Below are 15,969 nucleotides of genomic sequence, written 5' to 3'. Positions count from 1 at the left end.
AGGGCAGGATGCCCGAAACACAGCAGATACGCACCGGGATCATCGGCCTTGGCGCCATGGGTATTGGCATGGCGCAGAGTTTGGCCGCCAAGGGGTTCGCCGTGGCGGCCTTTGATCTGTCCGATGCCGCACTGACCCGCGCTGCCGAGGCCGGCGCCGCGCCGATGCCCAGCGCGGCAGACGTGTTCGGCGCTGCCGATATCATCGTGCTGTCCCTGCCCGCCGCGCACCATGTCAAGGCGGTGATCGCCGATGCCGTCAGTGCCGGGCATCTGGCACCAGACGCCGCGCCCCGCATCGTGGTCGACACGTCGACCTCCGAGGCCGAGATCAGCCGTAATCTGGCCGCCGCGCTGGACGCGGCCGGACATGGCTTTGTCGATGCCCCGGTCAGCGGCGGACCGGCAGGCGCTGCCGCTGGCACGTTGGCGATGATGCTGGGCGGCGATGACGCCGATGTCGCCCGCGCCATGCCCGTGCTGGAGGCGCTGGGGCAGAAGATCATCCATGTCGGCCCCAGCGGCGCAGGCAATGTGGCCAAACTGGTCAACAACATGCTGGTCGCCAGCCATATGGTGACAACGCTGGAGGCCGTGAAGCTGGCCGAGGCGTCGGGCGTCAGCACCGAGGATGCGCTGCGGGTGGTCAATTCGGCCACCGGGCGCAGCGCGATCAGCGAGATCCACTACCCCAACTGGGTGCTGCCGCGCAGCTTTGACAGCGGGTTCTCGACCGGGCTGATGCGCAAGGATGTGCGGCTGGCCCGCGACATGGCGGCCAAGGCGGGCTGCGCCATGCCGCTGGCCGATCTGGTGGCCGACCTGTGGAGCCAGGAACGCTCGGGGCTGAGCGACAGTGACGATTTCATGCTGATGGGCGATCCGAAGGCGGATCGTTTTGAAGGAGACAAAGAATGAGCGATATTTCCAACCGCGTGCGCGACCTTCTGCAACAGTTGCTGGGTACGCCAGATGTGCAAAGCTACGTCGCGGGCGCCTTCCTGCCCGGCACGGGCGATGATCTGGCGCTGACCGATCCGGCCACCGGAACCGTCTTTGCCACTTATCGCGACGCGGGCGCCGATGTGGTGGCGCAGGCGGCGGATGCCGCCGAGGCGGCGCAGCGTGAGTGGTGGGCCAAGACCGCATCCGAGCGGGGGCGCATCATGTTCGAGATCGGGCGCCAGATCCGCGCCCATGCCGCGCCCCTGTCCGAGCTTGAATGCATCTCGACCGGGCGCCCCATCCGCGACACCGGCGGCGAGCCGGGGCGCATGGCGGAGATGTTCGAATACTACGCCGGCTGGTGCGACAAGATCACCGGCGACGTGATCCCGGTGCCCAGCACGCATCTGAACTACACCCGCCACGAACCCATCGGCGTCGTCGCGCAGATCACCCCGTGGAACGCGCCGCTGTTCACCTGCTGCTGGCAGGTCGCCCCGGCGATCTGCGCGGGCAATGGCGTGGTGCTGAAACCATCCGAACTGACGCCGCTCAGCAGCCTCGTCATCGGCGTGCTGTGCGAAAAGGCGGGCGTGCCGCGCGGTCTGGTCAATGTAATCGCAGGCGCCGGGCCGAGCAGTGGGCAGGCAATGATCGACCATCCGGCGACAGGGCTGGCCGTATTCGTCGGCTCGGCGCAGGCGGGCAGCGCGATTGCCGCGCGCGCTGCGTTAAAACCCATGGGGGCGGTGCTGGAACTGGGCGGAAAATCGGCCAATATCGTCTTTGCCGATGCCGATATCGACCGCGCCGTGATCGGTGCGCAGGCCGCCATATTCGCCAGTTGCGGTCAAAGCTGCGTCGCCGGTTCGCGCCTGTTGGTGCAGCGGTCAATCCATGACGAGGTGGTCGAAAAACTGACAACCGCCAGCGCGCGTATCCCGGTGGGCCTGCCCACCGATCCCGCAACGCAGATCGGCCCGGTCAACAACGCCGCGCAATGGCAGAAGATCGACGCGATGGTACGCGCTGCAGCCTCAAACGGTGCCCACCTCGCCACCGGGGGCGCCAAGCCCGACGCATTGGCAGACAGCGGCGGATATTTCTACGCGCCCACGGTGCTGACCGGTGTGACGCCCGATATGGACATCGCCCGCGAAGAGGTGTTCGGACCGGTCCTGTCCGTCCTGACCTTCGAGACGGAAGAAGAGGCCGTCGCGCTGGCCAACGACACGCCCTACGGGCTGGCCGGGGCGGTCTGGACGCAGGATGTCGGCCGCGCGCACCGGACGGCAGCACGCGTGCGCGCCGGGACGTTCTGGGTCAACAGCTACAAGACGATCAACGTCATGTCGCCGTTTGGCGGCTTCGGGCGGTCGGGCTATGGCCGGTCCTCCGGGCGCGAGGCGCTGGCGGCCTACACGCAGACCAAATCGGTCTGGGTGGAGACGGCAGAAAACCCGGTTACCGGATTTGGCTATGCGCCGGGCTGATCCACAAGGTTGCCAAGCGGCGTTGGAAAAGATCAACTGACACAAGACGACACAAGCGCCAGAACGGCGCGAAAAAGAGGGAGGGACGAAATGCAACGAACCATGGAGATAGTGCTGGATTGGCGGCTGCATGTCAGCGTGCTGATCATCACCGTCATCAGCGAATTGATCGGCGTGATCATCGTGCCTATCGGCATCGGATCGATCCTGCTGCTGCCGCTGCTGTATGCATTCATTCTGGGGATGCTCATCAACCCCAAAGTGATCAAGCGCGCAGGCGTCTGGATCAAGGACAGTGACGTCAGCGCCGCGTCGCCTTTGATCGTTATCGCGATCATGCCCTTTATCGCCAAGTTCGGCACGATCATCGGGCCGCAGATGGAGCAGATCATCGACGCCGGCCCTGCCCTGCTGTTGCAGGAGCTGGGCAACCTTGGCACCATCGTCATCGCCTTCCCGATTGCCGTTCTGGTGCTGCGGATGGGGCGCGAATCGATCGGGGCGTGCTTTTCCGTCGCGCGCGAGCCGAACATCGCGATCATCGCCGACAAATACGGCCTGAAAAGCCAGGAGGGCACCGGCGTGATGGGGGTCTACGTGATCGGCACGCTGTTCGGCACGTTCATCTTCGCCATCCTGGCGTCGATCCTGTCAACGGCAGGCATCTTTTCTGTCGAGGCGCTGGCGATGGCCTGCGGCATCGGGTCAGGCTCGATGATGGCGGCCTGCACCGGGGCGCTGGCCAGTGCGGTGCCGGAGATGAAGGAACAGATCCTTGCGCTTGCCGGCGCGTCCAACGTGCTGACCTATGCAACCGGCATCTATCTGGGCGTCTTCGTCGCCCTGCCGCTGACAGAAAAACTTTACGACCTTCTGGGTCGTAAGGACGCAACCATCAAGGCGGGAGAGTGACCATGAACACGAGCGAAACTGAATTGGACCTCATCGCAGAGCGCAAGCTGAGCCTATCGGCCCATGCGCTGGTGCTGGTCATCATCTGCGCCATCGGTCTGGTCGGCAACACGGTGGCGACGGACATTCCCATCGCCGACGGGTTTGTCGGACTGATCGTGCTCTACGTGATTTCGATGGTCGGTCTGGTGCTGACCGAAGTGGTCCCGGTCAAGCTGCCGTCGGTCGCGTGGATTTCGCTGATCGGCATTGTGGTGACGCTGCCTTGGACACCGGGCAGCGAATGGGTGATCGCGCAGGCCAAGAACGTCAACTTCCTGACGCTGGCAACACCGTGCCTGGCCTATGCGGGCATCGCCATTGCCAAGCAGGAAATTGACATCGCCAAGACATCGGGATGGAAGATCTTCATCGTCGCGGTGCTGGTGATGACGGGCACCTATATCGGATCGGCGTTCATTGCGGATCTGTTCCTGTAAGGCGCTGCAATACATGATTTTGGGGGCGTGCCGACGGCGCGCCCCTTTTTCGTTCCGGGCCGTGGTGAACATCGGGGCAGCGGTAGCAGGGGTCTTTTTCGTGTGCGCGTGACGGCAGACTGGACATTGCGGGCCGGTAGGGTCGAAGATGGCGATGGGCGGCGCTGCTGCCGCCCGGCCCGGAACGCAATCGCCCCTTGGCGCGTTGGCTTCGGTAATTCGGAGATCTCTATGCCCTCCTTCCGTGCGACCTACATCACCCGCCCCATCCACCGCTGGGCCAAGAAGGCCCTTCCCGCCCTGTCGGATACCGAACGCGAGGCGCTGAATGCCGGTGACGTCTGGTGGGAGGCCGAGCTGTTTTCCGGCAACCCGAACTGGGACTTTCTGCACGCCGTAAAAGCGCCGCGCCTGACGGACGAAGAGCAGGCCTTTATTGACGGTCCGTGCCATGAACTCTGCGCGATGATCGACGACTGGACGATCAACCATGAAACCGCCGACCTGCCGCCCCATGTCTGGAAATTCCTGCGCGACGCCGGGTTTTTCGGCATGATCATCCCCAAATCGCACGGCGGCCTCGAATTTTCGGCCTTCGCCCATAGCGAAGTGGTACGCTTCATCTCGACCCGGTCGGTCGCGGTGGCGGTGACCGTGATGGTCCCCAACTCGCTGGGGCCGGGCGAGCTGTTGCACCGGTTTGGCACAAAGGCGCAGCAGGATTACTGGTTGCCCCGCCTTGCCGATGGCCGCGAGTTGCCCGCCTTTGGTCTGACCAGCGCCGAAGCCGGGTCAGACGCAGGCGCGATGGTGGATAATGGCGTCGTCTGCATGGGAAAATGGGACGGGCAGGAGGTGCTGGGCATCCGTCTGAACTGGGCCAAGCGGTATATCACCCTGTCGCCGGTCTGCACCGTGCTGGGGCTGGCGTTCAAGCTGCGCGATCCCGATGGGTTGATGGGCAACACGCAGGAGATAGGCATCACCTGCGCGCTGGTTCCGACCGATCTGGAGGGCGTCGAAACCGGGCGGCGGCATATCCCGTCCTCGACCATGTTCATGAACGGGCCGACCACCGGCAAGGATGTCTTCATCCCGCTGGAATACATCATCGGCGGCCCCGATTACGCCGGACGCGGCTGGATGATGCTGATGAACGCACTTGCCGCCGGACGCGGCATTTCGCTGCCCTCGATGGGCTGCGCCGCCATCGCGTTCAGCGCACACACCACCGGCGCCTACGCGCGCATCCGCGAGCAATTCCGCCTGCCGATCGGCAAATTCGGCGGCGTGCAGATCTGCATGGGCAAACTGGCGGCGGATGCCTATGCGATGGACGCCGCGCGGCATCTGACCTGCGCCGGGCTGGACGCGGGCAAATCCCTGTCGGTGATTTCCGCCATCATGAAGGCGCACGCCACCTATCGCATGCGCGATGCGCTGAATGACGCGATGGATGTGCATTCGGGCAAGGCGGTGATCGACGGACCATCGAACTATCTTCTGGCGTTCTACCGCGCGGTGCCCATCGGCATCACGGTAGAGGGCGCCAATATCGTGACGCGCAGCCTGATCATCTTTGGTCAGGGATCGATCCGGGCGCATCCCCATATGCTGGACAACATGATGGCCTTGCAGGAGCCGGACCCCCAAAAATCGCTGGAGGCGTTCGATAAATCCATCTGGGCGCATATCGGGCATACCACCCGCACGCTGTTTCGGGCGTGGGGCCGGGCGCTGACCGGGGGACGTTTCGCCCCCGCGCCCGATGCGGCGGGCGCCACGCATATCTATCGCCGACTGGGGCGCTGGTCGGCGGCCTATGCGCTGACCGCCGATATTTGTTTTCTGACGCTGGGCGGCGCGCTGAAGCGCAAGGAGATGATCTCCTCCCGCATGGGCGATATCCTGTCAGAGATGTATATCATTTCCGCCGCGCTGAAACGCTGGGACGACGAGGGGCGGCAGCAGGCCGATCTGCCAGTGTTGACCTACGCCGCCGAGGCCGGATTTCAGCGCATCCAAAGCGCACTGGACGATGTCATCGTCAACCTGCCCGCCCGCTGGGCCGCGTGGCTGCTGCGCGGTGTCACCTGGCCGGGCCGCCGCGAAAAAGGACCGAGCGACAGGCTGGTCGAGGCCTGCAGCGATCTGATCTATGCCCCCTCGCCCACCCGTGACCGCATTACCGGCGGCGTCGGTGGCGGCTGCCTGCATCCGGGCGTGTCGCTGTTGAATGACTGCTACGCACAGGTCAACGCCATGGCCCCGGTGATGAAGCGCCTGCGCGACGCGCGCAAGTCCCCGCAGCAGGGGCTGGAGGCCGGTATCGTCAGCGACGCGGAAATGCAGCAGATCACCGCCATGAACGATCTGGTCGCGCGCGTGATCGCGGTGGATGATTTCACACCGGACGAACTGCCCCGCTATTTCAACGATTACAGCCAGAACGCGCAGAACCGCTATGATGGCGGGCGCGGCGAATTCAACCCGAAGGAGGCCGCGCAGTGACGCAACCCCATGGCCAGCGTGTCTATCTCGTCGATGGCGCGCGCACACCGTTTCTGAAGGCGCGCGGCGCGCCCGGCCCCTTCACCCCCGTCGATCTGGCGGTGCAATGCGGGCGCCCCCTGCTGGCGCGCCAGCCATTCGAGCGGAACGCGTTCGATCTGGTCATCCTCGGCTGCGTCAATGTCATCGCGGACGAAATGAACCCCGCCCGCGTCGCCGCCCTGCGTCTGGGCCTGAGCGAGCGGACGGTGGCCTTTACCACGCAGATCAACTGCGGGTCCGGCATGCAGAGCATCGACACCGCCTATCGCTATATCCGGTCGGGCAGTCATGACATGATCCTTGCCGGCGGGGCCGAATCCCTCAGCCACGCGCCGCTGACGCTGCGCCAGTCGGCTGCCGAATGGCTGGGTGAATTCAGCGCCGCGCGCAGCCCGGTGGACAAGGTGCGCGCGATGGCGGGCCTCAGGCCCGAGTTCTTCAAGCCGGTCATCGGGCTGGAGCGCGGCCTGACAGACCCGATCACCCATCTGGGCATGGGCCAGACCGCCGAAATACTGGCGCACCGCTTTGGCATCGACCGGCAGACGGCGGATGCCTACGCAATGCAAAGCCATCACCGTCTGACGCAGGCGCAGAAGGACGGCACGCTGGACGGCGAGGTGACGCCTGCCTTCGGCCCCGACGGGACTGTTTACGACCATGACGACGGGGTGCGCCCCGATAGCGATATGGAGGGGCTGGCCAAACCCAAGCCGGTGTTCGAGAAACCTTACGGCAAGGTCACGGCAGGCAATTCCAGCCAGATCACCGATGGCGCCAGCTGGGTCATCGTCGCCTCGCAAAAGGCCGTGGACCTGCACGGGCTGGAGCCATTGGCCGAGATCACCGACAGCGAGTGGGCCGGGCTTGATCCCGCCGTCATGGGGCTTGGCCCGGTCATGGCCGCAACCCCCATCGCGCAGCGGCACGGGTTTGGCGTGGATGACATCGATCTGTGGGAACTGAACGAGGCGTTCGCGGCGCAGGTTCTGGCATGTTTGGCCGCGTGGAACGACGATGCGTTTTGCAGCGAGGTTCTGGGATATGATGCCGCCTTTGGCCGGATCGACCGGGACCGTCTGAACGTCGACGGCGGCGCGATTGCGCTGGGCCATCCGGTGGGCACCAGCGGCAACCGGATCGTGCTGCATCTGGCGAACGCCATGAAGAAACGCGGGGCAAAGCGCGGCATCGCAACCGAGTGTATCGGCGGCGGTCTGGGCGGCGCCATGCTGTTGGAGGCTGTGCAATGAGCGGTGTCGTGATGGATTTTCTGGGCGCCGAACTGCGCGAAATGGGCGGCGCGGGCGACCGGGTCGGCAACTGGCGCATCGGGCGGGACGCGGTCGGCATCCTGTGGCTGGCAATGGATTGCGAGGACAGCGGCACGAACGTCATTTCCCGCAAGGTGCTGGAAGAACTGAACCAGCATCTGGCCGCCGCCGAGGCGGACCTGCCCAAGGCGCTGGTGATCCGCTCGGCCAAGGAGTCCGGGTTTGCCGCAGGCGCCGATATCTCTGAATTCAAGGACGTCGCCAGCGATCCCGAAACCCTGCTGCGCGAGGGGCACGCGGTGCTTGACCGGCTTGCTGCGCTGGCCTGCCCCACGATCTGCGTCGTGCATGGCGCGGCGTTGGGTGGCGGGTTCGAATTGGCACTGGCCTGCGACATGCGCATCGGGGTGCGCGGCGCGTCCTTTGCCTTTCCCGAGGTGCAGCTGGGCCTGCATCCGGGGCTGGGCGGTACGTTCCGCTCGGTGGCTTTGATCGACCCGGTCGAGGCGATGACCCTGATGCTGACCGGCAAGTCCGCGCATACCAAAAAAGCCAAGGCACTCGGCCTGCTGGATACCGTGGTCGAGGAGCGCCACGTCGCCGCCGCCGTGCAGGCCGCCGCGAACGGCGATCTGGAGGAGCATGAACAAGGGCTGAAGGCGCGGGCATTTTCGCTTGGCACCGCGCGCAGCTATGCGGCGCGGCAGATGCGCAGCCAGACCGAGAAGAAGGCGCCGAAGGTGCATTATCCGGCCCCCCATGCCCTGATCGATCTGTGGGAGGAGCATGGCGACGACCCAGCCGCGATGCAAAAGGCCGAAATCGCGTCGTTCGGCCAGCTGCTTCAGACCGACACGTCAAAGAACCTGCAACGCGCGTTCTTCCTGCGCCAGCGGCTGCGCGGCAATGCCAAGGGCGAGGATGGTATCGCCCATGTCCATGTCATCGGCGCAGGCGCCATGGGCGCCGAGATCGCGGCCATGGCCGCGATCCGGGGCAAGCGGGTGACGCTGGGCGACACCTCGGCTCAGGCTCTGGGGCGGGCGATCAAGCTGGCGGGCGAGATATGCGACTCCAAACACCTCGGCAGTATCGAAAAGCGTGACGCGCTGGACCGGCTGATGCCCGACCCCGAGGGGTATGGCATCCCCGCCGCCGATCTGATCATCGAGGCCGGTCCGGAGACGGTGGAGATCAAGCAGAAGATCTTTGAGGCGCTGTGTTCGCGCATGAAAGAGGGCGCGATACTGGCCAGCAACACGTCCAGCCTGTCGGTTGACGAGCTGAGCACGCACGCACCCGATGCGGCACAATTCGCCGGGCTGCACTTTTTCAACCCGGTCTCGAAAATCGACCTTGTCGAGGTGGTGAAAGGCCCGGACACGTCCCAAAACACCGCCAGTCGCCTCGCCGCCTTCTGCGGCGCGATCAGGAAACTGCCGGTGCATGTGGACGACTACCCCGGCTTCCTCGTCAACCGCGCGCTGACGCCCTACCTGATGGAGGCGATGGCGCTGATGGACGAAGGCGTGCCCAAGGAAGCGATCGACAGCGCCGCATTGCGGTTCGGCATGCCGATGGGGCCTGTCACGCTGGCCGATCAGGTAGGGCTGGATATCGGCCTGCATGTCGCCGAAAGCCTTGCTGAGGGTCTGGACAAACCGATGGCGCCGATATCGCAGACCCTGCGCGACAAGGTTGCCGCCGGCGAGACGGGCAAAAAGGCGGGTCGCGGGTTCTACGACTGGTCAGACGGCACCCCTCACCCCCATAGCGAGGAAAATGGCCCCGACGATCTGACCGACCGGCTGATCCTGCCGATGCTGGACGCCTGCGTCGAGGTATTGCGCCGGGGCGTGGTCGCGGCCGAGGACGATATCGACGCGGCGATGATTTTCGCCACCGGCTGGGCGCCGTTCCGGGGCGGGCCGATGCAGTATGCGCGCGCGCGCGGTATCGATGAGGTTGTGCGCCGGTTGAAAGAGCTTGAGCAGGCGCACGGGCCGCGGTTTGCGCCCGATCCGGGATGGCAGACGCTTGGCTAGGCCCGAGGTCTACGCCTGTGCCGATGACATGGCGCAGGCCATCTTTGCGGCGACCGGGGGCGAGGTCCGGCTGGCGCTGCCCTTGGGGCTGGGCAAGCCGATCAGCATCGTCAACGCGCTGACCCGCGCCGCGGCGGCGGACCCGTCGCTGCGTCTGTCGATCTTCACCGCCCTCACGCTCAGCCGTCCGCGTCCTGAGGGTGACATGCAGCGGCGGTTTCTGGAGCCTGCGCTGGACCGTCTGTTCGGCGCCTATCCCGGCCTGCATTATGCGGAGCTGATCCGGGATGGCACGCTGCCCGGTAACATCACCGTGTCGGAGTTCTTCTTTCAAGCCGGTGACTGGCTGGGCAATGACTATGCGCAGCGCCGCTATATCTCGGCCAACTACACCCATGCGCGTGACGTGCTGATCGCGCAGCGCCCCAACGTGGTGGCGCAGCTGTTCGCCGAAGAGGGCGGTCGGCTGAGCATGGCATGCAATACGGACATTTCCGCTGATCTGTTCGCCTTTCGCACAGCGGGCCGGATGGATTTCATCGCCGTGGGCGAGGTGTCGGACGAGATGCCGTTCATGCTGGGCGCGGCGGTGCTGGAGATGGAGATGGACGAACTGGCGATGAAGCTGCGGCCCAAAGCGCCCTACGGCCTCTTTTCCGCCGTGCGTCGGCCCGTATCGGAGGTGCAGCACGCCATCGGGTTGCATGTCTCGCGGTTGATCCGGGATGGCGGGACGCTTCAAATCGGGATCGGGGCGATAGGCGATGCGGTGGCGAACGCGCTTCTGCTGCGCGAGGCGGGCAAACTGGACGAGGTTTGGCACGCATCGCCCTTTTCGCTGGACGGCAACGAAGTCGGCCCATTCAAGGTCGGGCTGTATGCGGTCACCGAAATGCTGGTCGGCGGGCTGATCGCCCTGTTCGAGGCGGGCATCCTGCGCCGCGAGGTGGAGGGCGCCGTCATCCACGCCGGTTTTTTCGTCGAAACGCGGGATATGTATCAGCGCCTGCGTGACATGCCACCGGCGCAGCGCGCGAAGATCGCGATGATGCCGGTCAGCTATACCAACGCGCTCTACGGCGATGAGGCAGCCAAGCGGGCCGCGCGCGTGCATGCCCGGTTCGTCAACGGGGCGATGCAGGCCAGCGTGCTGGGCGACATCATGTCGGATTCCGCCAGGCCCGGACAGGTGGTCAGCGGCGTCGGCGGGCAGTTCGATTTCTTTCAGCAGGCCTTTGCGCTGGAGGGCGCGCGCGCCATCGTCACCCTGTCGGCAACGCGCAGCGCCGCGGGCAAGGTAACGTCGAACATCGCATGGACAACGCCGGTCGTGACCGTGCCGCGCCACATGCGCGATATCGTCGTGACCGAATACGGCACCGCCGATCTGCGCGGCCAGACCGATGAAGAGGTGATCAAACGCATGATCGCCATCGCCGACAGCAGGTTCCAAAATCAACTGATTGCCGAAGCGCAAAAGGCGGGCAAGCTGAACCGCGACTGGCGGCTGCCCCACGCGCATCGCCATAATACGCCAGACCGCGTGGCCGCATGGCTGGCGCCTTGGCGCGGTAACATTTTGCCTGATTTTCCGCTGGGAACCGATTTCGACCATACCGAACGCGCCCTTCTGCCCGCGCTGGACCGGCTGAAAACAGCGGCCGTCAGCAAGGGGCAGATGGCCCGCCTGCTGATCGCCTCGATTCTCGCGCAGCCTCACCCGCAGGAGACGCAGGCGATGGCGCGTATGGGCTTTGCCACCGATCCGCACTTGCTGGAACCGCTGGCGGCACGCGCCCTGCGCGGCGCATTGCGGCGCTCGGCGGCACATCGCGCTTGACCTCAGGGTCCTTGGCAGGACAGGACAGTGCGACGCGGCAAACAGCAGGGATGGGCAGTATGCGCAAGGCATTGGTGACGGGATCGGCAGGCTTTATCGGCTACCATCTGGCGCAGCGGCTGCTGGCAGACGGCTGGCAGGTGGTCGGGCTGGACGCGATGACGGATTACTATGACGTCACCCTGAAACAGCGCCGCCATGCGATGCTGGCGCAATCGCCGCATTTCACCGCCATCGAGGCCCGCGTGGAGGAGCCGGGCCTGATGAGCGCGTTGGTCGCCAAGGAACAGTTTGACGCGATCATCCACCTGGCCGCGCAGGCCGGTGTGCGCCACTCGATCGACGCGCCGCGCAGCTATGTCGAGGCCAACCTGATCGGCACGTTCGACGTGCTGGAGGCCGCGCGCAACACCCCGCCTGCGCATTTGTTGATCGCCTCGACCTCGTCGGTGTTCGGCGCCAATACGGAAATGCCCTACGCCGAGACGCACAAGGCCGATCATCAGATGTCGTTCTATGCCGCGACCAAGAAGGCGACCGAGGCGATGGCCCATTCCTATGCGCATCTCTACGACGTGCCGACGACGATGTTCCGCTTTTTCACCGTCTATGGGCCGTGGGGGCGCCCCGATATGGCGCTGTTCAAATTTACCAAGGCCATTCTGAGCGGCACACCCATCGACATCTACAACCACGGCGACATGCGCCGCGATTTCACCTATATCGACGATCTGATTATCGGCATCACCCGCCTGATCGACGCCGCGCCGACGCGCGCGCCCGCGCAGGCCGTGGCCCATGACAGCCTGTCCCCCGTCGCACCATGGCGTGTGGTGAATATCGGCAACGGCATGTCCGTTCCGTTGATGGAATTTGTCGCCGCTATCGAGGCCGCGACCGGGCGCAAAGCCGAAAAACACTTCATGGATATGCAGCCGGGCGACGTGCCTGCCACCTGGGCCGACGCCCGCCTGTTGGAGGCGCTGACCGGGCCGCTGCCGCGCACGCCCGTGCAGGTCGGCGTGCAGCGCTTCGTCGACTGGTATCGGGACTATTACGGCGTCTGATGTGCCGGATCACCTTCCCTGCGGCGCGACAACCCCGCCGCCCTGTCACCTTGCATGGGCCTGTCCGGTGGCCTATCCCGGCAAGGGGCATCGCGGTATATCTGCGTGTCGGCCAACGGGATATTGAACGGAGACGATGATGAAGACAGCTTTCGTTACCGGCACCACGGGTCAGGATGGCTCTTATCTGGTCGAGCTGCTGCTGGACAAGGGCTATGAGGTGCACGGGCTGAAACGTCGCGCGTCGTCCTTCAACACCCAGCGGGTTGATCATCTGTTCCGCGATATTCACGAAGAGCCGCGCTTCCGCCTGCATTACGGCGATCTGACCGACACATCGAACCTGACGCGCCTGCTGTCCGAGATCCAGCCCGACGAGATCTATAATCTGGGCGCGCAGAGCCATGTCGCCGTCAGCTTCGAGGCGCCGGAATATACGGCCGATGTCGATGCCATCGGCACCCTGCGCCTGCTTGAGGCGATGCGCTTTCTGGGGATGGAAAAGACCTGCCGGTTCTATCAGGCCTCCACCTCCGAGCTGTACGGACTGGTGCAGGAGACGCCGCAGACCGAAACCACGCCGTTCCACCCGCGCTCGCCCTACGGCGTGGCCAAACTTTACGCCTACTGGATCGCCGTCAATTACCGCGAGGCTTACGGGATGTATGCCTGCAACGGCATTCTGTTCAACCACGAAAGCCCGCGCCGGGGCGAGACGTTCGTCACCCGCAAGATCACCCGCGGGCTGGCCAATATCGCGCAGGGGCTGGAGGATATGCTGTACATGGGCAATATCGATTCCTTGCGCGACTGGGGCCATGCCAAGGATTACGTGCGCATGCAGTGGATGATGCTGCAACAGGACACCCCCGAGGATTTCGTGATCGCCACCGGGGTGCAACATTCGGTGCGCGATTTCATCACCTGGGCAGCCGCCGATCTGGGCGTCACGCTGGGGTTTGAGGGGACCGGTCTGGACGAGATCGCCATCGTGCGGCAGATCGACGGGGACAACGCGCCCGGCCTCAAACCCGGCCAAGTGGTGATGCGCATCGATCCGCGCTATTTCCGCCCCGCCGAGGTGGAAACGCTGCTGGGCGATCCGTCCAAGGCCAAGGCCAAGCTGGGCTGGCAGCCAGAGATCACCGCGCGCGAGATGTGCGCCGAAATGGTGGCCGAGGATCTGCGCGCCGCGCGCCGGCAGGCGCTGCTGAGCGCGCATGGCTATGACAGCGCGCCCGGGCACGACGCATGAGCCGCCGCGGCACCCTGTTGCTGACCGGTGGAAACGGCATGGTCGGTAGCAACATCCGCGAGCATCCGCGCGCCGCCGACTGGACCATTCTGGCGCCCTCCAGCCGCGACTTGGACCTGACCGATGCCACCGCGACAGCCGCATATCTACAGGCAGAGAAGCCCGATATCGTCATCCATGCGGCGGGCAAGGTCGGCGGCATCCAGGCCAACATGGCAAATCCTGTCGATTTTCTGGACATCAACACCACTATCGGGCGCAATGTCATCATGGGGGCCCGCGCCGCAAACGTCCCGCATCTGATCAACCTCGCCTCTACCTGCATCTATCCGCGCGCCGCGCCGGGTCCGCTGGCCGAAGAGGCCGTTCTGACCGGTCCGCTGGAGCCGACGAACGAAGGCTACGCGCTGGCCAAGATCATGGCGCTGCGCCTTTGCCAATACATCCGCACGGAAACGCCCGATCTGCTGTATAAAACGCTGATCCCCTGCAACCTTTACGGGCGGCACGACAGCTTCGACGCCGCCACCTCGCATATGGTGCCCGCCGTCATCGCCAAGCTGCACGAGGCGCAGATGACAGGCCACGACACCGTCGACATCTGGGGCGACGGCACTGCGCGGCGCGAGTTCATGTATGCGGGCGATCTGGCGGATGCCGTCCTGCGCGCCGCCGCCGATATGGACGCCCTGCCCGATCTGATGAATGTCGGCGTGGGCCATGACCATTCGGTCACCGACTATTACCGCGCCGCCGCCGAAGTGGTCGACTGGCAGGGCACATTCGCCCATGACCTGTCCAAACCCACCGGCATGAAGCAAAAGCTGTGCGATACGTCGCGCCAGCAGGCCTGGGGCTGGGCACCGCAGACGGACCTGCGCGCCGGCATGGCCGCCACCTATCAATTCTTCCTCGAAAGGCAGTCCTCATGAGCGCCCGTTTCCCCCTTGCCACATCGTCCTGGGATCACGCCGAACAGGACGCGCTGCAACGCGTCATCGCGTCTGACCGCTTCACCATGGGCGCCGAGGTCGCCGAGTTCGAGCGTCGCTTTGCCGCCCATTTCGGCAGTAAATTCGCGGTCATGGTCAATTCGGGATCGTCGGCCAACCTGCTGATGGTGGCGGCGCTGGCCTACACGTCAAACCCCGATCTGAAACTGTCGCCCGGCGACGAGGTGATCGTGCCCGCGGTGTCGTGGTCCACCACTTACTACCCGCTGCACCAATACGGGCTGAAGCTGAAATTCGTCGATATCGACCTCGATACGTTGAACTACGATCTGGACGCGCTCAAGGACGCCGTGACGGACCGCACCCGCGCGCTGATGGTGGTCAACCTGCTGGGCAACCCCAATGATTTTGATGCCGTCGCGCAGATTACGGGCGGGCGCAATATCGTCATGATCGAGGATAATTGCGAATCCATGGGCGCACGCTTCGGCGGCCGCCAATGCGGCACGTTCGGCGTCATGGGCACCTTCTCGACTTTCTTTTCCCACCATATCTCGACCATGGAGGGCGGCGTTGTCGTGACCGACGACGAAGAACTGTACCATGTCATGCTATCCTTGCGCGCCCATGGCTGGACGCGCAACCTGCCCGCGGAAAACCACGTCACCGGCAGCAAAAGCGACGACGCGTTCGAGGAGAGCTTTCGCTTCGTGCTGCCCGGCTACAACTTGCGCCCGCTGGAAATGTCTGGCGCGCTGGGGATCGCGCAACTGGCCAAGCTGGACGGGCTGATCGCCGGGCGGCGCGCCAATGGCGCAGCCTTCACAGCGGCGATGCAGGACCATCCGAAATTCACCATCCAGCGCGAAATCGGCCACAGCAGCTGGTTCGGCTTCAGCCTGATGCTGCGCCCCGACCTGCCGGGCAGCCGCGCCGATGTGGTGCGCGGGCTTGAGGCGCTTGGCTTTGAATGCAGGCCCATCGTCGCGGGCAATTTCGCCCGCAAGGAAATCGTCAAGCATTTCAATTTCGACATCCACGGCGATCTGCCCAATGCCGATTACCTGGATACGCGCGGCCTGTTCGTCGGCAACCACCACTACCCCATAGACGAAGCGATCACGCAGCTCGCCGCGTTCTGATACCGGCATTTG

12 protein-coding genes are annotated in these 15,969 nt (G+C 64.7%); all 12 read left to right on the top strand.

Going from position 1 to position 15,969, the window contains the following annotated elements:
• Positions 1 to 8 precede the first annotated feature (8 nt).
• The gene (locus FGD77_RS07905; RefSeq protein ID WP_255008276.1) at positions 9 to 917 is read left to right on the top strand and encodes an NAD(P)-dependent oxidoreductase; all 909 of its coding nucleotides are present in this window, start codon (positions 9 to 11) and stop codon (positions 915 to 917) included.
• Complete coding sequence (locus tag FGD77_RS07900; protein WP_255008274.1) at positions 914 to 2,437, top strand: aldehyde dehydrogenase family protein; 1,524 nt, start codon at positions 914 to 916, stop codon at positions 2,435 to 2,437. The genes FGD77_RS07905 and FGD77_RS07900 overlap by 4 nt, the downstream gene beginning before the upstream one ends.
• A gap of 90 nt (positions 2,438 to 2,527) precedes the next feature.
• Positions 2,528 to 3,349: a DUF3100 domain-containing protein gene (locus FGD77_RS07895; protein ID WP_255008272.1), complete on the top strand. Its 822-nt coding sequence runs from the start codon at positions 2,528 to 2,530 to the stop codon at positions 3,347 to 3,349.
• Between the two features lie 2 nt (positions 3,350 to 3,351).
• A complete protein-coding gene (locus FGD77_RS07890; protein WP_255008270.1) occupies positions 3,352 to 3,828 on the top strand; it encodes a hypothetical protein in 477 nt (158 codons plus the stop codon).
• Between the two features lie 231 nt (positions 3,829 to 4,059).
• Positions 4,060 to 6,339 (top strand): acyl-CoA dehydrogenase, encoded by a 2,280-nt coding sequence (locus FGD77_RS07885; protein WP_255008268.1) that lies wholly within the window; start codon positions 4,060 to 4,062, stop codon positions 6,337 to 6,339.
• Complete coding sequence (locus tag FGD77_RS07880; protein WP_255008265.1) at positions 6,336 to 7,634, top strand: acetyl-CoA C-acetyltransferase; 1,299 nt, start codon at positions 6,336 to 6,338, stop codon at positions 7,632 to 7,634. Before FGD77_RS07885 ends, FGD77_RS07880 begins: the two co-directional genes overlap by 4 nt.
• Positions 7,631 to 9,700, top strand: a complete 2,070-nt coding sequence (locus FGD77_RS07875; RefSeq protein ID WP_255008263.1) for a 3-hydroxyacyl-CoA dehydrogenase NAD-binding domain-containing protein — start codon at positions 7,631 to 7,633, stop codon at positions 9,698 to 9,700. Before FGD77_RS07880 ends, FGD77_RS07875 begins: the two co-directional genes overlap by 4 nt.
• Positions 9,693 to 11,540 carry an acetyl-CoA hydrolase/transferase C-terminal domain-containing protein gene (locus FGD77_RS07870; protein WP_255008261.1) on the top strand — a complete coding sequence of 616 codons (1,848 nt, stop codon included), beginning with the start codon at positions 9,693 to 9,695 and terminating at the stop codon, positions 11,538 to 11,540. The genes FGD77_RS07875 and FGD77_RS07870 overlap by 8 nt, the downstream gene beginning before the upstream one ends.
• 59 nt (positions 11,541 to 11,599) lie before the next feature.
• On the top strand, positions 11,600 to 12,607 hold the full coding sequence (locus tag FGD77_RS07865) for an SDR family NAD(P)-dependent oxidoreductase (RefSeq protein WP_255008259.1): 1,008 nt from the start codon (positions 11,600 to 11,602) through the stop codon (positions 12,605 to 12,607).
• 139 nt (positions 12,608 to 12,746) lie between these two features.
• Positions 12,747 to 13,862, top strand: coding sequence for a GDP-mannose 4,6-dehydratase (gmd, locus tag FGD77_RS07860; RefSeq protein ID WP_255008257.1), 1,116 nt, complete (start codon positions 12,747 to 12,749; stop codon positions 13,860 to 13,862).
• Positions 13,859 to 14,794: a GDP-L-fucose synthase gene (locus FGD77_RS07855; RefSeq protein ID WP_255008254.1), complete on the top strand. Its 936-nt coding sequence runs from the start codon at positions 13,859 to 13,861 to the stop codon at positions 14,792 to 14,794. Before gmd ends, FGD77_RS07855 begins: the two co-directional genes overlap by 4 nt.
• Positions 14,791 to 15,957 carry a DegT/DnrJ/EryC1/StrS aminotransferase family protein gene (locus FGD77_RS07850; protein ID WP_255008252.1) on the top strand — a complete coding sequence of 389 codons (1,167 nt, stop codon included), beginning with the start codon at positions 14,791 to 14,793 and terminating at the stop codon, positions 15,955 to 15,957. Before FGD77_RS07855 ends, FGD77_RS07850 begins: the two co-directional genes overlap by 4 nt.
• The last annotated feature ends 12 nt before the right edge of the window (positions 15,958 to 15,969 follow it).

The sequence above is a fragment of the Roseovarius sp. M141 genome, assembly GCF_024355225.1.
GTDB lineage: Bacteria > Pseudomonadota > Alphaproteobacteria > Rhodobacterales > Rhodobacteraceae > Roseovarius.
This window is presented reverse-complemented; position numbering and strand designations above follow the sequence as displayed.

Excerpts from the sequence above, each read along its gene's own strand:
- FGD77_RS07905 (WP_255008276.1), top strand. The coding sequence starts at position 9 with ATGCCCGAAACACAGCAGATACGCACCGGGATCATCGGCCTTGGCGCC.
- FGD77_RS07900 (WP_255008274.1), top strand. The coding sequence starts at position 914 with ATGAGCGATATTTCCAACCGCGTGCGCGACCTTCTGCAACAGTTGCTG.
- FGD77_RS07895 (WP_255008272.1), top strand. The coding sequence starts at position 2,528 with ATGCAACGAACCATGGAGATAGTGCTGGATTGGCGGCTGCATGTCAGC.
- FGD77_RS07890 (WP_255008270.1), top strand. The coding sequence starts at position 3,352 with ATGAACACGAGCGAAACTGAATTGGACCTCATCGCAGAGCGCAAGCTG.
- FGD77_RS07885 (WP_255008268.1), top strand. The coding sequence starts at position 4,060 with ATGCCCTCCTTCCGTGCGACCTACATCACCCGCCCCATCCACCGCTGG.
- FGD77_RS07875 (WP_255008263.1), top strand. The coding sequence starts at position 7,631 with ATGAGCGGTGTCGTGATGGATTTTCTGGGCGCCGAACTGCGCGAAATG.
- FGD77_RS07865 (WP_255008259.1), top strand. The coding sequence starts at position 11,600 with ATGCGCAAGGCATTGGTGACGGGATCGGCAGGCTTTATCGGCTACCAT.
- gmd (WP_255008257.1), top strand. The coding sequence starts at position 12,747 with ATGAAGACAGCTTTCGTTACCGGCACCACGGGTCAGGATGGCTCTTAT.
- FGD77_RS07855 (WP_255008254.1), top strand. The coding sequence starts at position 13,859 with ATGAGCCGCCGCGGCACCCTGTTGCTGACCGGTGGAAACGGCATGGTC.
- FGD77_RS07850 (WP_255008252.1), top strand. The coding sequence starts at position 14,791 with ATGAGCGCCCGTTTCCCCCTTGCCACATCGTCCTGGGATCACGCCGAA.